Origin of the sequence: Micrococcus antarcticus (assembly GCF_044872765.1) — a bacterium.
In the GTDB taxonomy this organism is placed as follows: domain Bacteria; phylum Actinomycetota; class Actinomycetes; order Actinomycetales; family Micrococcaceae; genus Micrococcus.
Genome location: NZ_CP085253.1, coordinates 956865 through 977995, shown reverse-complemented (window position 1 = coordinate 977995; position 21131 = coordinate 956865). Strand labels below are relative to the sequence as shown.

The 21131-nt window shown below is 73.1% G+C and carries 17 protein-coding genes and 1 pseudogene; 10 read left to right on the top strand and 8 right to left on the bottom strand.

The window, feature by feature from the left end; all coding sequences use genetic code 11:
• Positions 1-84: 84 nt before the first annotated feature.
• Positions 85-1599: an acetyl-CoA hydrolase/transferase family protein gene (locus tag LG274_RS04480; RefSeq protein WP_404465645.1), complete on the bottom strand. Its 1515-nt coding sequence runs from the start codon at positions 1597-1599 to the stop codon at positions 85-87.
• Positions 1600-1667: 68 nt separating this feature from the next.
• Here LG274_RS04480 and LG274_RS04475 point away from each other — a divergent pair, with 68 nt between their 5' ends.
• The 5 genes from LG274_RS04475 (at position 1668) to LG274_RS04455 (ending at position 8345) form a co-directional block, all read left to right on the top strand.
• On the top strand, positions 1668-2231 hold the full coding sequence (locus LG274_RS04475; protein WP_404465643.1) for a mismatch-specific DNA-glycosylase: 564 nt from the start codon (positions 1668-1670) through the stop codon (positions 2229-2231).
• Between the two features lie 225 nt (positions 2232-2456).
• Positions 2457-3791, top strand: coding sequence for a DUF4921 family protein (locus LG274_RS04470; protein ID WP_404465641.1), 1335 nt, complete (start codon positions 2457-2459; stop codon positions 3789-3791).
• 33 nt (positions 3792-3824) lie between these two features.
• Positions 3825-5483, top strand: a complete 1659-nt coding sequence (locus LG274_RS04465) for an AarF/ABC1/UbiB kinase family protein (RefSeq protein WP_298987583.1) — start codon at positions 3825-3827, stop codon at positions 5481-5483.
• Positions 5484-5804: 321 nt separating this feature from the next.
• Positions 5805-7259 carry a serine hydrolase gene (locus LG274_RS04460; RefSeq protein ID WP_404465639.1) on the top strand — a complete coding sequence of 485 codons (1455 nt, stop codon included), beginning with the start codon at positions 5805-5807 and terminating at the stop codon, positions 7257-7259.
• Positions 7260-7361: 102 nt separating this feature from the next.
• The gene (locus LG274_RS04455; RefSeq protein WP_298987577.1) at positions 7362-8345 is read left to right on the top strand and encodes a cation diffusion facilitator family transporter; all 984 of its coding nucleotides are present in this window, start codon (positions 7362-7364) and stop codon (positions 8343-8345) included.
• A 20-nt stretch (positions 8346-8365) separates the two neighbouring features.
• On the opposite strand, the gene arfB is transcribed toward LG274_RS04455, so the two are convergent.
• Positions 8366-8806: an alternative ribosome rescue aminoacyl-tRNA hydrolase ArfB gene (gene arfB, locus LG274_RS04450; protein ID WP_404465637.1), complete on the bottom strand. Its 441-nt coding sequence runs from the start codon at positions 8804-8806 to the stop codon at positions 8366-8368.
• Positions 8807-9060: 254 nt separating this feature from the next.
• Here arfB and LG274_RS04445 point away from each other — a divergent pair, with 254 nt between their 5' ends.
• A complete protein-coding gene (locus LG274_RS04445) occupies positions 9061-10152 on the top strand; it encodes a hypothetical protein (protein ID WP_404465635.1) in 1092 nt (363 codons plus the stop codon).
• A 34-nt stretch (positions 10153-10186) separates the two neighbouring features.
• A complete protein-coding gene (locus tag LG274_RS04440; protein WP_404465633.1) occupies positions 10187-10465 on the top strand; it encodes an alkylphosphonate utilization protein in 279 nt (92 codons plus the stop codon).
• A 40-nt stretch (positions 10466-10505) separates the two neighbouring features.
• On the opposite strand, the gene LG274_RS04435 is transcribed toward LG274_RS04440, so the two are convergent.
• From LG274_RS04435 to LG274_RS04425, 3 genes are all read right to left on the bottom strand, one after another.
• A complete protein-coding gene (locus LG274_RS04435) occupies positions 10506-12290 on the bottom strand; it encodes a bifunctional 3'-5' exonuclease/DNA polymerase (protein WP_404465631.1) in 1785 nt (594 codons plus the stop codon).
• Positions 12291-12340: 50 nt separating this feature from the next.
• A complete protein-coding gene (locus LG274_RS04430; protein WP_404465629.1) occupies positions 12341-13630 on the bottom strand; it encodes a dicarboxylate/amino acid:cation symporter in 1290 nt (429 codons plus the stop codon).
• A gap of 207 nt (positions 13631-13837) precedes the next feature.
• On the bottom strand, positions 13838-15481 hold the full coding sequence (locus LG274_RS04425) for an alkaline phosphatase D family protein (protein WP_404465627.1): 1644 nt from the start codon (positions 15479-15481) through the stop codon (positions 13838-13840).
• A 175-nt stretch (positions 15482-15656) separates the two neighbouring features.
• Here LG274_RS04425 and LG274_RS04420 point away from each other — a divergent pair, with 175 nt between their 5' ends.
• A complete protein-coding gene (locus LG274_RS04420; RefSeq protein ID WP_404465625.1) occupies positions 15657-17120 on the top strand; it encodes a sugar porter family MFS transporter in 1464 nt (487 codons plus the stop codon).
• 111 nt (positions 17121-17231) lie between these two features.
• Entirely contained in the window at positions 17232-18077 is an 846-nt protein-coding gene (locus LG274_RS04415) for an alpha/beta fold hydrolase (RefSeq protein WP_404465623.1), read from the top strand.
• Between the two features lie 71 nt (positions 18078-18148).
• Here the strand turns inward: LG274_RS04415 and LG274_RS04410 are convergent, their stop codons facing one another.
• Complete coding sequence (locus LG274_RS04410) at positions 18149-19093, bottom strand: DUF808 domain-containing protein (protein ID WP_298711962.1); 945 nt, start codon at positions 19091-19093, stop codon at positions 18149-18151.
• Between the two features lie 117 nt (positions 19094-19210).
• A pseudogene (locus LG274_RS04405) lies at positions 19211-19636 on the bottom strand (ferritin); the annotation flags it as partial.
• Between the two features lie 23 nt (positions 19637-19659).
• Between LG274_RS04405 and LG274_RS04400 the strand changes: the two are divergent.
• Positions 19660-20166 carry a PACE efflux transporter gene (locus LG274_RS04400; RefSeq protein ID WP_298987556.1) on the top strand — a complete coding sequence of 169 codons (507 nt, stop codon included), beginning with the start codon at positions 19660-19662 and terminating at the stop codon, positions 20164-20166.
• Positions 20167-20170: 4 nt separating this feature from the next.
• Here LG274_RS04400 and LG274_RS04395 read toward each other — a convergent pair whose 3' ends face one another.
• Entirely contained in the window at positions 20171-21061 is an 891-nt protein-coding gene (locus tag LG274_RS04395) for a patatin family protein (RefSeq protein WP_298711965.1), read from the bottom strand.
• Positions 21062-21131: the final 70 nt, after the last annotated feature.

Below are 21131 nucleotides of genomic sequence, written 5' to 3'. Positions count from 1 at the left end.
CCCGCCGCGAGGCGCGGCCCCCTGTAGGGCGCCCCGTCGCAGGTGTCCCCCAGGTGTCCCGCACGTGTCCGGTCTTGCGGGCCGTCAGCCTTGACGCATCGTCCCGGTCTCGAGGAAGCGCTGGTGCCAGGACAGGGACTCTCCCAACAGGTGCGGTGTGTGCAGGCCGTCCGACCCGCGCATCGCGCGGTCGAAGTAGTCCCGCAGCTGCTCCCTGTAGTCCGGGTGGGCGCACTTGTCGATGACCACCCGGGCGCGCTGCTTGGGGGAGAGGCCGCGCAGGTCGGCCAGGCCCTGCTCGGTGACGAGCACGTGCACGTCGTGCTCGGTGTGGTCCACGTGGGAGACCATCGGCACGATGCAGGAGATCGCCCCGTTCTTCGCGACGGACGGCGTGAGGAAGAACGAGGTGAACGCGTTGCGGGCGAAGTCGCCGGAGCCGCCGAGGCCGTTCATCATCTTCGTGCCCATGAGGTGCGTGGAGTTCACGTTGCCGTAGAGGTCGGCCTCGAGCATGCCGTTCATCGCCAGGATGCCGAGGCGGCGCACGAGCTCCGGGTGGTTGGAGATCTCCTGGGTGCGGATGATGAGCTTGTCCCGGTACTGGTTCACGTGGGAGTTGAAGCGCTCGGCGGCCTCCGTGGAGAGCGAGAACGCCGTGCACGAGGCCATGGAGAGGGTTCCCGAGTCCAGCGCGTCGAGCATGCCGTCCTGCACCACCTCGGTGAAGGCGGTCAGCCCGTGGAAGCGGGACTTCACGAGTTCGGCCATCACGGCGTTCGCCACGTTGCCCACGCCCGACTGCAACGGCAGCAGGCGCTCGTCGTACCGGCCCTGGGCCACCTCGTGCTCGAAGAACTCCACGAGGTGCTGGGCGATGGCCACCGAGTCGGCGTCGGCGGGCTTGAACGCCGAGTTGCGGTCCGGCGCATGGGTCTCGACGACGGCCACCACCTTGGCCGGATCCACGCCGAAGTCCGTGACGCCGATGCGATCCGCCGGGTGGGTGACCCCGACCGGCTTGCGGTGCGGCGGCAGGGCGGTCTCGTAGTAGACGTCGTGCAGGCCGTCCAGGTCCTCGCTCTGCCACGAGTTCACCTCGAGGATCACCTGGTCTGCGAGGTCCAGCCAGGACTTGTTGTTGCCCACGGACGAGCTCGGCACGAGCCGGCCGTTCTCCCGGATCGCGGACACCTCGACCACGGCGGTGTGCATCGGGCCGTAGAAGCCCTCCCACACGGTCTGGGCCAGGTGGGAGAGGTGCGTGTCGACGTACTCGGTCTCGCCCGCGTTGATCCTCGCGCGCATCGTGGGGTCCGTGTTGAACGGGGTGCGCAGCGCGACGCCGTCGGCCTCGGCGAGCGCGCCGTCCATCTCCGTGGACGTGGAGGCGCCGGTGTGGAGGTTGATGCGGAAGTCCTCGCCGCGGGCGTGCGCGGCCTTGATGCGCTCGGCGAGAGCCATGGGCACGGCCTTCGGGTAGCCCGATCCGGTGAAGCCGCTCATGCCCACCGTGGTCCCCGGCTGGATGAACGCCGCCGCCTCCGCCGCGGACATCACCTTGGCCTTCAGTCCGGGATGATGGATGCGAGACGACATGGAGCCTCCAGGGGCGTGATGCGGACGAGGACGGGCAAGGGCCAGGGTACCTGTGCCAGGGTGTCGGCATGCGCTTCACCCAGGCCGAGCTCCAGGAGTTCCGCGACCGCACCGTGCCGGACCTGCTCCCGGACCCGCTGCGCCTGCTGTTCGTGGGCATCAACCCGAGCCTGTGGAGCGCCGCCACGGGCGCGCACTTCGGCCGACCCGGCAACCGCTTCTACCCGGCCCTGCACCGGGCCGGCATCACCTCGCACCTCATCGACGCCTCCGGCGGCTATCCCGACGTCGGCCTGGCCGAGCTCCGGGCGAAGGGCATCGGCATCTCCAACCTGGTCCCGCGGGCCACGGCCCGCGCCGACGAGCTCGCGCGGGCCGAGCTCGAGGCCGCCCCCGCCCGGCTGGACGCCCTCGTCACCGCGCACGCGCCCGCCGCCGTCGCGGTGCTGGGGGTGACCTCCTACCGGACGGCGTTCGGCGTGCCGAAGGCGCGCCTGGGGGAGCAGGACTCGCCGTGGCCGAGCATCCGCCTGTTCGTGGCGCCGAATCCGAGCGGGCTCAATGCCCACGCGACGCTGGACTCGCTCGCCGCGGACTACCGGGCGATCGCGAGCGCGGCGGGGACCCTGTAGACGAGGTCAGCTGCGCGCCCGAGTCTGGGCGAAGGACGCAGACCACCGCCATCCGTGGCAGCAGGCAGACGCATCGGCGCCCCACCGCTCCGGCGTCGGAACGTCGGTCCCGTCGTGGTCAGCGAGATCCGGCAGACGCTCGCGCCGCGGATGGCCCGGTGAGCCGAGACGGCACGGGAGGGGCCGCTAGCCTGGTCCCGACGCCGCCGCCCCGCGAGGAGAGCCATGCTCCAGCCCCACCAGCACGCGCCGCAGTTCCTCCGCACCATGGCGGACGGCACGATCAAGCAGGTCAACCCGTTCAGCGGCACCGAGGTGTGGACCGTCCCGGGGCGGGCCAACCGCCCGCTGGGGCTCGCGCGGCCGGAGCCGCGCCCCCTCGATCCGGCTGAGCACGACCGTCACTGCGCGTTCTGCGCGGGGCGATACCTGGAGACCCCGCCGGAGAAGGCCCGCGTCGTCCGCGGCGCGGGGGGGTCCTTCGAGACCCTCGCCGGCCTCGGTGCTGAGCACCTCTTCGACACCGTCGCCGCGTTCCGCCGGGTCCCCAACCTCTTCGAGATCCTCAGCTACGACTACTGGCGCGCCAACTACGGCTACGAGCTCACGACGGCGGCGCGGCGCCACCGCGATGACTACCTCGCCTCGGAGGCCGGCCGGGCCCACGTGCGCGCCGTCGTCGAGACGAAGCTGCGGGCCGCGGGGAGGAGCCCCGACGAGATCGACGCGATGTCCGAGGACGAGACGATCGATGCGGCCTCGGGGTTCTTCGGCGGCGGGCACGACGTGATCATCGCCCGGCGCCACTACGTGGACGGCGCCGCGGACGACCACCGGCTGGCCAGCGCCGGCACGCTGACCCTGGACGAGCACCACGCGTTCATCGCCTTCACCGCGGAGGCCGCCCGCGCGCTGTACGAGGCCAACCGCGACGTTCGCTACGTCTCGGTGTTCCAGAACTGGCTCAAGCCCGCCGGCGCCTCCTTCGACCACCTGCACAAGCAGCTGGTGGCCATCGACGAGCGTGGAGCGCAGAACGAGGCGGTGCTCGCGCGGCTGCGCGCCGACCCGAACGTCTTCAACGAGGACGCCGTCAACTACGCGGCCCGCCACAGCCTGGTGATCGCGGAGAACGAGCACGCCGTCATGTTCGCCGGCTTCGGGCACCGCTACCCGACCCTCGAGGTGTACTCCAAGAGCGCGGAGTCGGATCCGTGGGCCCAGGCGCCCGAGGAGCTGCGCGGCATGTCCGACCTGCTCCACGCCGCCCACGCCGCGACCGGCGCGGACGTGCCCTGCAACGAGGAGTGGCACACCCGCCCGGCCGACGTCGAGGCCGGCATGCCGTGGCGGGTGTGCCTCAAGTGGCGTGTCTCCACGCTGGCCGGCTTCGAGGGCGCGACGAAGATCAACGTCAACGCGATCAGCCCGTACGGCGTGCGAGACCGGGTGGTGGACCGGCTCTTCTCCCTCCGGGCCGAGGGGACGGTGGCGCCGGACATGCTGATCGCCGCCGAGGCGCCGTGCCGGCCGAACATGCTGCGCTACGCCAGGCGGTAGGGGCGGGCCGTCCCCTCGCGTAGCGTGGACCCCATGGCCCGCCAGCTCCAGCGCTACCGTGAGATCGCCCACGTCATGTCCCGGAACGGCCTCTACGCGACGGCCGTGCAGGCCGGGCTCGGCCGCTGGCTGCCGGCCACGGACCGGCAGGCTCACCTGGGAGGCGTCGACGCCGCCGCCCGCCCCGAGCTCGTGGTGCGCACCTTCGAGGAGCTCGGGACCACGTTCGTGAAGCTGGGCCAGCTGATCTCGACCCGGCCCGACCTCTTCCCGGAGAGCTACTGCCGTGCGTTCGCCCGGTTGACGGACAGCACCACCCCGATCCCGTTCGAGGCGCTCGCCGAGACCGTGCGCGAGGACTTCGGGGCCTCCGTGGACGAGATCTTCGCGTGGTTCGACACGACGCCGCTGGCGACCGCCTCGATCGGCCAGGCGCACCTGGCGCGGCTGCGGGACGGGCGCGACGTCGTCGTGAAGATCCGCAAGCCCGGCGTGGTGGAGGAGGTCCAGACCGACCTGGAGATCCTGCGGACGCTGGCCGGGCGCCTCTCCCGCGCCTTCCAGACGCTGCAGGACATGGACATCGTGGGGATGGTGGAGCAGTTCGACCGCTCCCTGCGGGCCGAGCTGGACTACCTGGTGGAGGCGCGGGCGTGCGAGGAGATCGCGGCCAACTTCGCGGGCACTCCGGGCGTGCGCTTCCCGTGGATCGACTGGGAGACCACGTCCTCGCGCGTGCTGACCATGCAGCGCCTCTCCGGCCTGCGGGTGGACGACGTCGACGCCCTGGACGCCGCCGGCGTGGACCGCGAGGACCTCGCCTACCGCGCCGCCGACGTCCTGCTGCGCATGGTGTTCGAGCACGGGGTGTTCCACGCGGACCCTCACGCGGGCAACCTGTTCATCGAGTCCGACGGCACGATCGGGTTCATCGACTTCGGCTCCGTCGGCCGGATCAGCCCCGCTGTCCGACGCCAGTTCGCCCGCATGGCGATGGCGTTCGCGAGCCAGGACACCGACGGGCTCGTGCGGGGGCTCCTGGAGATCGCGCCTCCGCGCGGCACCGTGGACCGGCGCCGCCTGCGCTGGGAGGTCTTCCGCATCACCTCCCGCCTCGACGGCGCCGAGCTCGCGGAGATCCGCGTGGACCAGATCGTCTCCCAGGTCTTCGCGATCGTGCGGCACCACCGGCTGGCGCTGCCGCCGGAGCTCGTGCAGCTGTGCCGGATGCTGATCATCGTGGACGGCGTCGGCGTGCGGCTCCACCCGGGCTTCGACTACTCCTTCGTCCTCACCCCGTTCGCCGCGCGCATGGCCGGGGAGCATCTGAACCCCCGGCGCCTCGCCGCACGCGTGGCCGGCGCAGCCGCGGCCGCGGCCGAGCTCGGCTTCGACCTGCCCGGGTACGCGCGCAAGTTCCTCGAGCGCCTCGACGACGGCGGCGTGGACGTGAACCTCAAGACCGGCGAGCTCGAGCCCCTCGTCGCCCGCGTCGAGCGCACGGGGGACCGGATCGTGGCCGCGATGGTGGTGGCCGCGATGATCTCCGGCGGCACCAACGTGCTCGTGGCCTACAAGGACCAGCTCGGCCGGTACGCGGCGCCCGTGGTCGCCGCCGGAGGAGCCGCGCTCACCGGCGGCAGCGTCTACCTGGCGTGGACCGGGCGTCCGCGGCGCAAGCCCCGACGCTGAGGGCGGTGTCGCGCCGAGCGGAGGAGGCGGACGCCCCGCCGATCCCTCGCTCGCCGAAGTCGAATGGATGCGGCAGGGGCGCAGCGCCCCCGAGCACCCCTCGAGCGAGCGTCCCACCGCGAGCCGGCAGGACGCGGCCGCCACGTCGAACTCGCTGTGCAGGCGTGTGCGTCCCTCCGCAAGGGAATACAGGCGTCGCGTGCGGCTGACGTGCTGGGCCGTCGTCGTGTAGCCCACCGAGGTGCTCTCGAAGGCGAGGGTGCGCCGGTCGACACCGGCGGTGCCCTCCAGCGCCTCGGCCCGGTCGTAGGCTGGGTGACCATGGTCACCCGCACGCTGCCGCAGCTCACCCCCGCCCGCCTCCGCGAGATCGCCCCCTACCTCTCCCGATGGATCGCCACGCAGGTGGAGACCCGCCAGGTCCCGGGCGCTCAGGTCGCCGTCCGCATCGGGGACGAGCTGGTCCTCTCCGAGGCGTTCGGCGTCGCGGACGAGTCCTCGGGCGATCCCCTCACCACGGACCACCTCTTCCGGGTGGCCAGCCACTCCAAGACGTTCACCGCCGTCGCCGTGCTGCGCCTCGTCGAGGCCGGCCGCCTGCGGCTGGACGACACCGTGGCCGACCTCCTCCCGCGCTGCGCGGACACCCCCCTCGCAGGCGCCACCGTCCGCGAGCTGCTCAGCCATACCTCCGGCGCGATCCGCGACGGCGTGGACGCCGACTTCTGGGTGCTCGACAAGGACTTCCTCGACCCGGAGGCCCTCCTCGCGGTCGTCCGGGAGCACGGCGCCGCCTATGCCCCGCAGGAGCACTTCAAGTACTCGAACATCGGCTACGGGGTCCTCGGCGCGATCATCGAGCAGGTCACGGGCCGGGACTACGCCGAGCACGTGGCGGACGACGTCGTCGCGCGCCTGGGCCTGACGGACACCCACCCCGAGCTCACGGACGAGCTCGACCGCCGTGCCGCCGTCGGCCACACCCGCGCGCACGGCACGGGCCGCGACCGCCGGCGCGTGACCATCGACCAGGCCACCACCGGCGCGCTCGCGGCCGCCACCGGCTTCGTCTCCCGCGCCGAGGAGCTCAGCAGGTTCTTCGGCACCCTCGCGCTGGGGCGCAGGGAGCTCCTCACCGACCGCACCCTGCGCCTCATGCACCGCGCCGAGGCCACGTTCGAGCGCGGCACCGGCACGGGCACCTACGGACTCGGCCTCATCGGAACGACGGTGGGGGAGCGGCGGATGGTCGGCCACTCGGGCGGGTTCCCCGGGCAGATCACCCGCACGCTCGTGGACCCGACGGACGGGCTCGCGGTCTGCGTCCTCACCAACGCGGTGGACGGGCCGGCCGAGTCGCTCGCCGTCGGGCTCGTCCAGCTCGTGGACCTGCTCACGGCGCCCGCCGCGGACTGGCAGGCCCTGCCCGACGGCGTCGCACCCGCCGATCTGGACCGCCTCACCGGCCGCTACGTCTCGCTGTGGGGGGAGATGGACATCGTGCGCGGCGGTGACCGGCTCGTCCGTCTCGACCCCATCACCCCCGGCCCCCTCGACGCGAAGGAGGAGCTGCGCGCCCTGGACGCCACCACGCTGCGCGTGGAGGACACGGACGGCTTCGGCGCCGCGGGGGAGCGCATCCCCTTCGAGCTCGACGACGACGGGCGTGTCACCCGGGTGCGCGTCACCGGCGTCAGCAGCTGGCCCGAGGAGGTGTTCCTGGCCCGGCGCGGCGAGCACTGGGCGCGGGGGGACGCCGGGTCCGCCCAGGAGTGAGGCGCGCCGACCGACCGCGAGCTCCATGAGTGACGGATCTCGCGCGGCCGGCACGGCCCTCCGCGCGGGGAATTCGGGCCGGAAGGGAGCAGACTTCTGCCCATGAGTCACACCGGCCTCGAGGAAGCACCCAGGACGACGTCGCAGGACGGAGGCGGCGAGGGCCTGCTGACCGTCCTCATCGCCCTCGGCGTGAACGCGGCGATCGCGATCGTGAAGTCGGTGGTCGGCGCGATCACCGGATCGGCGGCCATGGTCGCGGAGGCCGCGCACTCGTGGGCGGACGCCGGCAACGAGGTCTTCCTGCTCCTCGCGGAGAAGCGGGCGGTCAAGGCCGCGGACGAGCGGCACCCCCTCGGCTACGGCCGCGCCGCCTACGTGTGGTCCATGGTCGCGGCGTTCGGCCTGTTCGCCGTCGGCGCCGCCGTCTCCGTGTGGCACGGCATCTCGGTGTGGGGCGTGGACGAGGGGGAGTCGGACTACACGCTCGCGTACATCGTGCTCGCCGTCGCCTTCGTGCTCGAGGGCTACTCCTTCCTCAACGCGCATCGCCGCGTGAACCGGGACGCCGAGGAACGGCGCATCAGCCGCTTCCAGTTCCTCCAGCGCACCTCCGACCCCACGCTCCGTGCGGTGTGGGTGGAGGACGCCTCGGCCCTCACGGGCCTCGTGATCGCCGCGGCGGCCATGTTCCTGCACCAGGTCACGGGCGACGCCCGTTGGGACGCCGTCGGCTCCATCCTCGTGGGCGTCCTGCTCGGCGTCGTGGCGGTCTTCCTGCTCGCCCGCAACATGGCGTTCCTCGTCGGCGAGGTGGGTGACCCGGCCGTGCGCGCCCGCGCGCTGCGCTGGCTCCAGGAGCGGCCCGAGGTCGTCTCGGTCAGCTACCTGCACCTCGAGTACGTCGGGCCGGAGCGCATGCTCCTCGTGGGGGCGGTGGACCTGGCCGGGGACGAGCGTGAGAGCGAGGCCGCGGTGATGCTGCAGCGCGTCGAGGACACCCTGCTCGAGCACCCGAACGTCGCCGCGGTCGTGCTCTCGCTCTCCAACCCGGGCCACGCCCCGCTGGCCCTGGACGAGGGCTGAGGGTCTCCGCGCGTCAGCGCTCAGTGCGCCTCAGGACGTCGGCGCGCCTGCTTGACCTCGCCGCGCTGCCGCTTCGCCTCGAGGCGGCGGCGCTGGGACCCGCGCGTGGGCTTCGTGGGCCGGCGGGGCACCGGCGGAGCGATCGCGTCCCGGACCAGACCGGCGAGGCGCTCGCGGGCGGCCGCGCGGTTGCGCCGCTGGGAGCGGTGCTCGTGAGCCTCGACGGTCAGGACCGTTCCGTGCAGCCTCGTGGCCAGGCGGTCCAGTACCCGCGCGCGCTGGGCCTCGTCGAGCGCTGTGGTCGTGGCGAGGTCGAGGCTGAGCTGGACGCGGGAGTCCGCGGTGTTCACGCCCTGCCCGCCCGGCCCCGACGCGTGGGAGAACCGCTCCGTCAGCTCGTCGGCGGGCACCCGGAGCCCGTGCGGTGCGCCGGGGCCGGGGCGGACGCGCAGCTCATCCACGGAGCCGCCCGGAGTCGGCTCGCCGGGCCCAGGCGGGGGCGGGGCGCCGTCGGCGCGGGGTCAGGGGGTGCATCCACCCAGGATCCCACCGGCCCTCTCCGGGCGCCACGACGGCGCGGGCTCTCTGGTCCGCGAACCTGCCGACGGGGGCCGTGCGGCGCACCGGGGAGGCGGCCTCGCCTGTTAATGTTCGTGCTGGGCGGGCCGTGAGCGGACGGCCCGCCGTCGGCCACGCACGAGGGGACAGGACCGTCATGAGGAAGACCACCACGATCGCCGCACTGGGACTGGCGGGGGCGCTCACGCTCTCCGGCTGCGGGATGTTCGAGCCGAAGCCGGACGAGGTCCTGCGCTCCGCCTTCGAGGACGTCGACGCACAGAAGCAGCGCCGCACCGAGATCCGCACCACGGCGAGCGAAGAGCAGCTGCGCTCCGCGATGGAGTCCGCCGACGGAGCGATGTCCCCCGAGGACCGCGAGTCGCTCGACCGTGTGATCGCCACGCTCCGGGACACCACGGTCGTGATGGACGTGCGCAGCACCACGGACCAGACGCTCGGCACCCTCGCCCGGCCGGAGGACATGGACTGGGGCATGGACGTGAAGGTGAAGGACTCCATGGTCCTCCAGGCGCTCGAGACCGGGGACATGGACCTGTTCGTCCGGGCGGACCTGCCGGCGCTCATGCGGCTGAGCGGCAGCGCAGAGGCCCCGACGCTCGCGGAGATGCAGAGCCAGCTCGGCTCGATCCCCTCCGGCATGGAGTGGATGCGCACCCTGGTCACCGGCGGGTGGCTCGGTCTCGAAAGCACCCTGGCCGAGCAGGTCACCCAGGGCCTCGAGGAGCAGGCCGGCGTGGACACGGAGGGCCTCACGGGGGAGGAGCGACAGCAGCTGCAGGACGCCCTCCTGGACCACAGCGACACGGAGAAGGTGGAGGACGGCCGCTACCGCATGCGCCTGCGCGTGAAGGAGTACGTCGAGGCGAACAAGGACCTCGTGGGCAAGCACCTCGCCGCGCAGAGCGGCGAGGAGACCCCGGACGTGGACGAGCTGCTCGCCCGGCTCAACGACGGCACCCTGGACATGGTCTACACCGTGGAGGACACCGTGATGCGTCGGGTCGAGACGGACCCGATGCAGTTCGCCGACCTGATGGAGCCGGCGGCGGACGCCACGGAGGAGGAGCGGCAGCAGCTCCAGCGCATGCGCGAATCCGAGATGCCCATCGCCCTGGACCTCTCCGAGGACGTGCGGGACTTCGCGGTGCCGGACGGCGCCGTGCGCCTCACGCAGCAGGACCTCATGATGCTCTCGCTCATGACGAGCGGCGCCCTGCCGTCCTGACGGCCCTCGCACCGGCGCCCTCCTGACGTGCCCCATGTGCGGCCACGAATGGTCCGCCGAGGAGGGCGACGCACCCGCGGAGGCCGAGGCCGCCGTCGTGACCCGGGACGCGGTGGGCAATCCGCTGGCCGACGGGGACGACGTGACGATCGCGAAGGACCTCAAGGTCAAGGGCGGCGCCGGGATCAAGGCGGGCACGAAGGTGCGCGGCATCCGCCTGCTGGAGTCGCCTGTGGACGGCCACGACATCGCGGCGAAGGTGCCGGGCGCGGGCCAGATGTACCTGAAGTCCTCGGTGGTGAAGAAGGCGTGAGCGGCCCCGCCGGCGCCGCGCGCGTCGTGGGTAGGTCCCGTCACTTCGCCTCGGCGTAGGACCCCATGCTCGCCACGGTGAGCGGGAAGTCCACGGGTGCCTGCCCGAACAGCAGGCGCCCCGCCGCCGTCGCCGCGTCCGCCACGAGGGCGCGCACCGCCTCGGCCTCCTCCGCGGGTCCGTGGAGGACCACCTCGTCGTGCACGAAGAACACCAGCTGCGTGGCCATCCCCGCGGCCCGCAGCCGCCGGCGGATCTCGCCCATCCAGCACAGCGCCCACTCGGCCGCGGTGCCCTGCACCACGAAGTTGCGCGTGAAGCGCCCGGCCGAGCGCCGCCGACGTCGGGCCGAGGACTCGGCCGCCTGCGTGGACACGTCCGCCACCGACGCGAGCCATTCCTCATCCGGTGCCGGCGACCAGCGGCCCAGCCACGTGGAGACCTGACCCCCGGCCTCGCCCACCGCGGCCGCGCGCTCGAGCAGGCCGATCGCGGCCGGGTAGAGGCGGCGCAGGTGCGGCATGAGCGCGGCGGAGTCGCCCGTCGTCGCCCCGTACATCGCCCCGAGCAGCGCCACCTTGGCGCGGGCGCGGTCGGCCAGCGCGGTGCCCGCGGCGCGTCCCTGCTCGGCGACCTCGCGGTACAGGTCCGGGGTGGTGCCGGCCCGGGCAAGCGCTTCGTCGCGGGCCATCGCCGCGAGGATCCGCGGCTCCACCTGGGAGGCGTCGGCCACCGTGAGGGTCCAGCCGGGATCCGCGCGCACGGCGTCGCGCACTCCGGAGGGCACCTGCATGGCGCCGCCCCCGTGGGCCGCCCAGCGGCCGGTGACGACGCCGCCCACCAGGTAGGTGGCGTGGAAGCGGCCGTCCTGGCCCACCCACTGGTCCAGCCAGTGCCAGCCGTTGGCGGTCCAGAGGCGGGCGAGCGCCTTGTACTCCATCACGGGCGCCAGGAGCGCGGCCCGCTCCTGGCGCGCCGCCCCGCCCTGCTCGATCCACCGGTTCAGCTCCCACTGCCGCGTGGACTCCACGGTGACTCCGGCCGTCTGCAGGGCCCGCAGGAGCGTGGGCTGCGAGTCCGGATTCATGCCGGGGGCCCCGAGGGCCGCGCCGATCCGCTCGGCGAGCGCCTGCAGCCGCGCAGGGCGCTCCCCCTCGGGCGGGCGGGGCCCCAGCTGCTCCGCCAGCAGGGCTTCGTGCACGGGCCGGCTCCACGGCAGGCCGGCGGCGCGGATCTCCGCGGCCACGAGGGCCCCCTGGGACTCGGCGGCCACGAGCAGGCGCAGCCGGTGGGGGTGCGCCGAGTGCTCGACCGCCGCGCGCTGGGCTCTCAGCTCCGCGGCAAGCATGAGCGCGTCCGGCCCGGTCTGCGCCGCGCCGGGCAGGTCGAAGAACGCGTCCTGGGCGGGATCGTGGCGGGGGTGGGCGGCGGGGTCCTCGGGCTCGAGGACGGGGATCTCGCACACGGGCCGGTAGCCCGCGCCGCCCGAGCCGCCGGTCGGCCCCACCCCGCTGCCGGGGGCGGACGCGGCACGCGTCAGGATCCGCTGCACGAGCCCGAGGTCCCAGCAGCGGTCCACGTGCACGCCCGCGGCGATCCACGGCGCGTACGCCTCGGCCACTGAGGCCAGCACCCAGCGCACCTGCGCCGCCTCCGCGCCGAGGCGGGCCGGCAGGCCCCGGACGACGTCGGGCGCCTGGGCGCGGCGGAAGCGCACCGCGGGCTCGGGGGCGCCCTCGCCGTCCGGGACGACGACGGCGGACCACTCGTCCGGCGGCGCGGCCGCGCCGCCGGAGGCGGGGGAGGGGCCGAGGACGATGAGCATGCGCCCCATTGTCCTCGGCCACGACGCGCAGGGGCGTCAGCCGCGCGGACTCAGTCGGCGGGCGTGAGGCCGGTGGGCTCCGTGGGGCCTGCGCCGCCCGTCGCCGCCGTGATGCGGTCGCCGGCGACACGGTCGACGATGAGCGCGATCGCGCCGTCGCCCGTCACGTTCGTGGCCGTGCCGAACGAGTCGATGGCGAGGTAGGTCGCCACCATGAGCGCGACCTGCGGCTCCGTGAAGCCGAGCATCGAGGCCAGCAGCCCCGACGCCGCCACGATCGCCCCGCCCGGCACGCCCGGCGCGGCCACCATCGTGATGCCCAGCATGAAGATGAAGCCGATCATCACGGGGACGTCCACGGCCTGGCCCGAGAGGACGAGCACGGCCAGGGAGAAGGAGACGATCTTGACCGTGGACCCGGCCAGGTGGATGGTCGCGGCGAGGGGCACCACGAAGGAGGCCACCGGACGGCGGACGCCGAGCGTGCCCACCTGGCGCAGGGTCACGGGGATGGTCGCGGCCGAGGACGAGGTGCCCAGCGCGGTGGCGTAGGCCGGGAGCATGGCCCGCAGAGCCGTGAACGGGTTCCGGCGCGCGACCGCGCCGGCCACGGCGAACTGCACGAGCAGCAGGACGAGCGTGAGGACGAAGACGAGGGCGATGACGCCCAGGAACGTGAGGACGACCTCGGCGACGCCTCCGGCGGCGGCCATCGTCAGGAACGTCGCGAAGACGTAGAACGGCAGCAGGGGCACGATCACGCCGCTGATCACCTTCTCGACGATGCTCCGCAGCTCCTCGAAGCCGTGCTGCAGGGTGCCCCGCGGGATCAGCGTCATGCCGATGCCCATCACGAACGCGAGCACGAGCGCGGTCATGACGCCGAACGGCGGCGCCATCTCCACCGTGAAGAAGGCCTCGGCCTGCCCCGCGGTGGGGTCGGTCACCGAGGAGATGGAGCCGGGCGTGAGGAGGTGCGGGAACACCGCGAGCCCGGCCGCCAGCCCGAGGAATCCGCCGAACACGGTGGAGGCGTAGGCGATCGCCGCGGTGAGCCCGAGCCACCGCCCGGCGCCGCGGCCCAGCTCGGCGATCGCCGGCGCCACGAGCGCGAGGATCAGGACCGGGACGATGAAGCCCAGGAACCCGCTGAAGAGCCCGGCGAAGGTGGCCGCGGTGCGGGCGAGCCAGTCGGGGGCGGTCAGGCCGAGGACGATGCCCAGGACGATGCCGGTCAGGACGCGCGCGAGCAGGCCGAAGCGGGGGCGCCGAGCGGGGGCGGCGTCGGCCGTGGCGGGGGTGTCGAGGCGCGCGGCGTCCTCGGAGGGCGAGGGGGACATGGGCGAGACGCTAGCGCGAGCCATGCCGGGCGATGGGCGAACTCTCGTTCATTGCGGCCGGCGGCCACGCCCGTCACGACGGGCGGCCGCGGCTCCCGGTCCTGCGTCCCCGCCGCCTCCTCCCGGCACGCGCCGACGGCGACGCCTCCCCGCCCGGGGCGCGTCGCCGTCGTCGTGGGGGAACCGGGCCGGAGCCCGGCACCCGGGTCAGCGCGCGGTGAGCGTGCGCGAGTAGACCGTGGTGCCCTGCGCGTTGATCAGGCGGACGCGGAACGCGCGGCCGTCCTCGGGGATCTCCACGTGCCCGAAGTACTGGTGCTCGCCCGTGCGCGGGGAGCCCATGACGGGTCCGTGCGCCTCGAAGTCCAGGCGCGGGCCGAACGTGCCGTCCAGGGCGTTGGGCCCGAAGGAGCCGGCGTTGATGGGCCCGGCCACGAACTCCCAGAAGGGCTCGAAGTCGGTGAACGCCGCGCGCTCGGGGGAGTAGTGATGGGCCGCGCAGTAGTGCACGTCTCCGGTCAGGAACACGACGTTCTTCACGCCGTGGTCCTTGATCGCCTTGAGGAGGCGGGCCAGCTCGAGCTCGCGGCCCAGCGGGGCGCCGTGCTCCGCGTTGGAGATCGACTCTTGGCCCTTGCCGTCCGGGACGACGAGGCCCAGCGGGAGGTCGTTGGCGATCACCTTCCACGTGGCGGTGGAGGCGCGCAGCTCGCGGATGAGCCACTGCAGCTGCTCCTCGCCGAGGATCGGCGTCTCGGTCTGCTCGAGACCGGGGGTGTTCTCGCCCTTGAACGTGCGCATGTCGAGGGCGAAGACGTCGAGTGAGGGGCCGCGGGAGATCTTGCGGTGGATGCGGGCCGGCTCGAAGCCGTCACCGCCGCGCAGGGCGCGCCCGTCGGCGATCGGCATGTACTCCTGCCACGCGCGGCGGGCGCGGGCGGCGAGCGTGTCCACGTCCCGCACCTGCGTGTAGCGGGGGTCCTCGAGGACCTCGCCGGGCCACCAGTTGTTGGTGGTCTCGTGGTCGTCCCACTGGGCGATCACGGGGACGTCCGCGTACATCTCGCGGAGGTTGACGTCCATCATGTTGTAGCGGTGACGGCCGCGGAACTCGTTCAGCGTCTCGGCCACCTTGGACGTCTCCTCGGTGGTGATGTTGCGCCACGTGGGCTCGCCCTTGACCTCCACGGTCTCGGGGATCGGGTTGTCGGCGTAGATCGTGTCCCCCGAATGGAGGAAGAAGTCCGGCTTGGTGGCGTGCATGGCCGCGTAGCCGCGCATGCCTCCGATCTCGGGGTTGATGCCGTACCCCTGGCCCGCGGTGTCCGCGGTCCACACGAAGGACTGCGCGGCGGTGGTCTTCTTCCCGAAGCGCGTGCCGGGGGCCGTGGTGAAGTGGGCGACGGCGGACTCGCCGAGGCGGCCCAGCTCGTCCTCGAACGCGTAGGTGACCTCGAAGCGGGTGCCGGAGGGCAGCCTGCCCGCGACGATCTTGGCGGTGTGGTCGGTCTGACCGGAGACCCAGCCCGAGCGCAAGGTCACGCCGTGCTCGAAGCGCCCGCGCAGCACCTGCCCGGACTCGTCCACGGCGCGGAGCACGGCGCGCAGGCGGGAGGTGCCCGAGCTGCGGGCCCACAGGACGGCGGAGTTCGAGGACACGTCGCCCGTGGCCACGCCGGAGGGCAGCGTGAGGCGGGAGGAGACGAGCCCGGAGTGCCGCGAGGCGGCCCTGCCGGAGCGGCCGGGGGCGGCCTCGGCGGATGCGGGGAGCAGGAGGACGGCCGAGGCGGCGGCGCCGGTGGCCAGGACGGTGCGGCGGGCGGTGGACTGGGGACGCGGTGTCTCGCTCATGGATCCCATGGTCCGCCCCGCAGATGCGGGGACGGTGACCTGCTGGTGAACGGCCGGCGACGGGCCGCCGTCGGGAACTCGGCAGGATGCGGTTGCGCGGGGGCGCATCCGGACGGGACACTGTGCGTCTCCGGGGGCGGCGTCCGGCTCCACCGAAGACAGGAAGCGGCCCACCATGGCAGAGCAGCACGCCCCCGCGGGGCAGGTCACCTCGCGACTCAACGCCAGCGTGGTGGGCATCAGCCTCGCCGCCGCCCTCGGCGGGTTCATGTTCGGATTCGACACGTCGGTGATCAACGGTGCGGTGGACGCCCTCGCGGCGGACTTCGCGCTCGGCCCCGCCCTCACCGGCTTCGCGGTCTCCTCCGCGCTGATCGGCTGCGCGGTGGGCGCCTGGTTCGCCGGACCGCTGGCCAACCGCCGCGGCCGCATCCCCGTCATGGTGATCGCGGCCGTGCTCTTCCTCGTCTCGGCGATCGGCTCAGGCTTCGCCTTCGGGGTCGTGGACCTGATCCTGTGGCGTCTGGTCGGCGGACTCGGCGTCGGCGCCGCCTCGGTGATCGCACCGGCGTACATCGCGGAGGTCAGCCCGGCCCGGGTCCGCGGCCGGCTGGGATCGCTGCAGCAGCTGGCGATCGTTCTCGGCATCTTCGTGGCGCTCCTCTCGGACGCGCTGTTCGCCAACGTCGCCGGCGGCGCCGCCGAGACGCTGTGGTTCGGCATGCCGGCGTGGCGCTGGATGTTCCTCGCGGCGGCCGTGCCCGCGGTTCTCTACGGCGTCTGCTCCCTGCGCCTGCCCGAGTCACCGCGCTACCTCGTGGCCCGGGGCCGGCTCGACGACGCCGCCCACGTGCTGCGCGACTTCACCGGCGTCGCCGACCCGGCCCCCATGATCGAGGACATCCGCCGCTCGCTGAACTCCGAGCAGCGGGAGAGCCTGCGCGACCTGCGCGGGGACGCCCTTGGCCTCAAGCCCATCGTGTGGGTCGGCATCCTGCTCTCCGTGTTCCAGCAGGCCGTGGGGATCAACGTGATCTTCTACTACTCCACCACGCTGTGGCGCTCGGTCGGCTTCGGCGAGTCCGACGCCCTGACGATCACGGTGATCACCTCCGTCACGAACATCGTGGTGACGCTGGTGGCCCTCGCCCTCGTGGACCGGGTGGGGCGCCGTCCGATGCTGCTGGTCGGCTCCGCGGGCATGGCCGTGAGCCTCGGCGCGATGGCCTACGCCTTCTCCACGGCCACGGCCGTCACCGCGGCCGACGGCTCCTCCTCGGTGGTGCTCGCCGCTCCCATGTCCACCGTCGCGCTGATCGCCGCGAACGCGTTCGTGGTGTTCTTCGGCGTCTCGTGGGGCCCCATCACGTGGGTCCTGCTCGGCGAGATGTTCCCCAACCGCATCCGCGCCGGGGCGCTCGCGGTGGCCGCGTCCGCCCAGTGGGTGGCCAACTTCGCGATCTCCACGACGTTCCCGGCGCTGGCGGACCTCGGCCTGATGTTCGCCTACGGCCTGTACGCGGTGATGGCAGCCCTCTCGTTCCTCTTCGTCGCCACGATGATCCCGGAGACCAAGGGGCGCGAGCTCGAGGACATGTCCGACGCGGCGCACACCCGGGCGCCCCGCGTGACCGGCTGAGGCCGGCGGGGGCCGGTGCCGGGTGCCCTCGCGGACGCGCCCCGTGTCCTCGAGGGCGCCGGAGGCGAGGACGCCGCGCCCCTCGGCCCGCGCGGCACTACCCTGGAGCCCGTGCCGACCACCGACTCCTCTTCCTCCTCCCCGTCCACCGACGCCGAGCCCCTCGCCTCCACGACGGTGGGATCGGGCCCGCACCGCGTCGCGTTCCTCCACGGCCTCATGGGCCGCGGCCGCAACTTCACGGGCGTGGCGAACGCGCTCGCCGACGACTTCACGCTCGAGCTCGTGGACCTCCCGGACCACGGCCAGTCGCCGTGGACCGACGCGGTGGACTACCCCGGGATGGCCGACCGCGTGGCCGAGCACCTGCGCGCCGGGCTCGCCGCGGACGGGCCCGTGCACCTGCTCGGCCACTCGATGGGCGGCAAGGTGGCCATGGTCCTCGCGCTGCGCCACCCTGATCTCGTGGAGCGGCTCGTGGTGGTGGACATCTCCCCGCGCATGTCCCCCTCGGCCACGGACGAGTTCGTGCACCTGCTCGGCACCATGCTGGAGATGGACCTCGGTGCCTACTCCACGCGCGCCGAGGCGGACGCGGCGATGGCCGAGCACGTCCACGACGAACGTGTGCGCGGCTTCCTCCTCCAGAACCTGCGCCGCGAGGGCGGGCACTTCTCATGGCAGCCCAACGTGCGGATGCTCTTCGAGCACCTCGAGGAGGTCGGGCGGTTCCCGGACCCGGTCGTCCCCGAGGACCCGGACCGCGTGTTCGACCACCCCGTGCTGTGGCTCGGCGGCGAGAAGTCGGACTACATCCTCGACGAGGACGTCCCGGAGATGAAGGCGCTCTTCCCGCGCGTCGTGCGCGTCATGGTCCGCGACGCCTCGCACTGGGTGCACGCCGACCAGCCGGAGGCGTTCGTCTCCGCCGTGCGCACCTTCCTCACGGCGGACTGACCCGCCCCCCCAGACGCCGAGGGCGCCGTCGGAGAGGATCCGACGGCGCCCTTCCTGCGTCCGACGCGAGGTCAGTGCTGCAGGGTCTCCTTCTTGCCCCGCAGGCGGCCGACCACGGCCATGACGGCCACGGCGACCGAGCCCCAGATCAGGCCCCACAGGGCGGAGCTCAGGGTCTCCACGAGCCAGCCGAGCACGGAGCCGGCGGCCTGGGTGACGGGCTCCACGAGGTGGTGCTGGGCGTCGTACAGCCACGGCAGGCCGAGCGCCGAGAGCTCCATCAGCACGATGTGGCCGCCCACCCACAGCATCGCGACGGTGCCGATCACGGTGATCACGGTCATCACGATGGGCATGGCCTTCACCAGGCCGTGGCCGAACGAGCGGGCACCGGAGGTGCGGGCGTTCTGGTTCATGTGCAGGCCGACGTCGTCCATCTTCACGATGGCCGCCACCGCACCGTAGACGGCGAGCGTGATGAAGACCGCCACCACGGCGAGGATCCCGGCCTTGAGCCAGAAGCCCTGGTCCGCCACCTCGTTCATGGAGATCACCATGATCTCGAGGGAGAGGATGAAGTCGGTGGTCACTGCGCCGCGCACCACCTTGTCCTCGGCCTCCGGGCCCTGCTCGACGGCGGGGGCGTCCGTCTCCTCATGGTGGCCGGTCAGCTTGCCCCAGACCTTGTGGGCGCCCTCGTAGGAGAGGTAGGTGCCGCCGGCGAGGAGCAGCCAGGGCAGGGCCCACGGGGCGATCCAGTCCAAGATCAGCAGGCCGGGGAGGATGAAGACCAGCTTGTTGCGCAGCGAGCCCTTCACGATCCTCCAGATCATGGGCAGCTCGCGGTTCGCCGCCGCACCGGCCATGTACTGCGGCGTCACGGCCGCGTCGTCGATGACCACGCCGGCGGCCTTGACCGAGGCGCGTCCGGCGCCGGCGGCGACGTCGTCCACGCTGGCGGCGGCGAGGCGTGCCAGGGCTGCGACGTCATCGAGCAGAGCGACGAGACCGCTCATAGTTCCTCCTGGGGTGCGGGGGGACGCACGGGGCGCCGACGCGCGGAAGCGCGCGAGTCGAGCATAACGACCCGCGCGCCTCCGGTCGGCGCCGGTCCGTTCGGACCGGGGGAGGGGTCAGGCGCTCTCGGTGGTCTCCACCGGGCGCTGGCCGAGGCGGGCGTCGATGCGCAGCAGGCCCGAGCCGTCGTCGCCCACGAGCCTCAACTGGCCCACGATCTCGGAGACGGTGGACTCCTCCTCGACCTGCTCGTCCAGGAACCAGTTGAGCAGCGGGCGGGAGTTGAGGTCACCGGCGGCCTCGGTGGCGCGGTAGAGGTCGCGGATGGACTCGGACACCTTCTGCTCGTGGGCGAGGGCCGCCTCGTAGATCTGCAGGGCGGTCATGCCCTTCGCCTCGGGCGGGGCGGCGATCGCGCCGATGCGGGCGAAGCCGTCGCGGTCCGTGACGTGGTCGATGAACGTGTTGGCGTGGACGATCTCCTCGTCCGCCTGATGGCGCAGCCACGCGGCCATGCCGGAGAGCTCGAGGTCGTCGGCGGCGGAAGTCGCTAGGGTGAGCCGCGATGCCCACCGATCCCGTCCTCTCCCCGTCCGCTCCCCGCGGCCCCGGCGGCCGCCGCGCCCTCGTGGCCCGCCGGGTCTTCCGCACGCCGCTGCAGCGCCGCGTCGTGTACGCCGTGGTCTTCGAGGCGCTGGCCATCCTCTTCACCACGGGGATCCTGGCGGCGCTGGGCAAGCCCGGAGGGTCCTCGCTCGCGGTCGCCGTGGTGTCCTCGACCGTGGCGCTGATCTGGAACGTGGTCTACAACTCCCTCTTCGAGCGGTGGGAGCGCACCGCGGGCATCGCCGGCCGCCCCTGGTGGGTGCGCGCCCTGCACGCGGTGGGGTTCGAGGGGGGTCTCATCCTCTTCCTCGTCCCCGCTGTGGCGCTCATCCTCGGTGTGAGCCTGTGGGAGGCGTTCCTCATCGAGGCGGGCCTGCTGGTGTTCTTCCTCGTCTATGCGGCCGTGTACGCGTTCGTGTTCGACTCGGTGTTCGGGCTGCCCGACTCGGCCGGCGGCGCCGGGTGAGCCCTCAGAGCCCCAGGAACTCCCGGATCGCGGGCATCTCGCGGCGCGCCTGCTCCAGCCCGAGCGCGTGGGCCGCCGCCAGCTTCGCCACGGAGCGCTCGCCGTTGGAGACCGGCATGGTCTCCGGGACGAACAGGTAGGCGTCGCCGGAGCGCTCCATCTCGAAGAGGCGCTCGCGCGTGGCGTTGTAGCGCCGCCACCGCGTGAGGAGGGCCTCGGCCACGGCCGGGTAGCGGCGGAAGGTCCGCTGGTAGAAGGCGGGGAAGCGCTCGGGTCGCTTCACGTACCCGCGCTCGCGGGTCATCACGACGAGCAGCTTCGTGAACCCCGCCCGATCCGCGGCCGTGACGGGCACGCCGCCGTCCACGCCGAGGGCGCCGTCCACGAAGACCGTGCCCTCCGCGTGCACGGGGGGCATGAGCACCGGCATCGTGGAGGAGGCGCGCACGCGCACCATCAGGTCGCCGAGCGAGGTCATGTCGGAGCGGTCCCACCAGCGGGTCTCGCCGGTGCGGGCGTCGAAGCCGGCCAGCACGAGGCGGGCCGGGTTGGCCTCGAACGTGGCGAAGTCGAAGGGCAGGTCCGCCTCCGGCAGCCCGGCGTGCTCATAGATGTACTCGGCGTTGAACAGGCCCTTGCCGCGCACCCACGTGCGCCAGTTCCCGAACCTCGGGTCGTCCGCGAAGTCCACGAACGCGGCGCGGGCCCGCTCGGCGTCCCGCGCCAGGTAGTTCACCGAGTTGGAGGAGCCGGCCGAGATCCCGGCCACGAAGTCCACGTGGATCCGCTCGCGCAGCAGCTCGGCCACCACGGCGGAGGTGTAGGAGGCGCGCATGCCGCCCCCCTCGAACAGCAGCGCGACGTCGGTGACGTTCGAGGTCAGGGGTTCATGCACGGCGGCTCTCTCCTGTTCGCCCACCGCCGACTCCGGGCGCGGACGCGCCGCGGCGGCTCGCGCTCATCCT

Coding starts and splice junctions, on each gene's coding strand:
- LG274_RS04430 (WP_404465629.1), bottom strand. CDS start 13,630: ATGTCCCCCTCGCCCTCCGAGGACGCCGCGCGCCTCGACACCCCCGCC.
- LG274_RS04455 (WP_298987577.1), top strand. CDS start 7,362: ATGAGTCACACCGGCCTCGAGGAAGCACCCAGGACGACGTCGCAGGAC.
- LG274_RS04480 (WP_404465645.1), bottom strand. CDS start 1,599: ATGTCGTCTCGCATCCATCATCCCGGACTGAAGGCCAAGGTGATGTCC.
- LG274_RS04470 (WP_404465641.1), top strand. CDS start 2,457: ATGCTCCAGCCCCACCAGCACGCGCCGCAGTTCCTCCGCACCATGGCG.
- LG274_RS04475 (WP_404465643.1), top strand. CDS start 1,668: ATGCGCTTCACCCAGGCCGAGCTCCAGGAGTTCCGCGACCGCACCGTG.
- LG274_RS04410 (WP_298711962.1), bottom strand. CDS start 19,093: ATGAGCGGTCTCGTCGCTCTGCTCGATGACGTCGCAGCCCTGGCACGC.
- LG274_RS04420 (WP_404465625.1), top strand. CDS start 15,657: ATGGCAGAGCAGCACGCCCCCGCGGGGCAGGTCACCTCGCGACTCAAC.
- LG274_RS04465 (WP_298987583.1), top strand. CDS start 3,825: ATGGCCCGCCAGCTCCAGCGCTACCGTGAGATCGCCCACGTCATGTCC.
- LG274_RS04400 (WP_298987556.1), top strand. CDS start 19,660: ATGCCCACCGATCCCGTCCTCTCCCCGTCCGCTCCCCGCGGCCCCGGC.
- LG274_RS04425 (WP_404465627.1), bottom strand. CDS start 15,481: ATGAGCGAGACACCGCGTCCCCAGTCCACCGCCCGCCGCACCGTCCTG.
- LG274_RS04460 (WP_404465639.1), top strand. CDS start 5,805: ATGGTCACCCGCACGCTGCCGCAGCTCACCCCCGCCCGCCTCCGCGAG.
- LG274_RS04435 (WP_404465631.1), bottom strand. CDS start 12,290: ATGCTCATCGTCCTCGGCCCCTCCCCCGCCTCCGGCGGCGCGGCCGCG.
- LG274_RS04445 (WP_404465635.1), top strand. CDS start 9,061: ATGAGGAAGACCACCACGATCGCCGCACTGGGACTGGCGGGGGCGCTC.
- LG274_RS04440 (WP_404465633.1), top strand. CDS start 10,187: ATGTGCGGCCACGAATGGTCCGCCGAGGAGGGCGACGCACCCGCGGAG.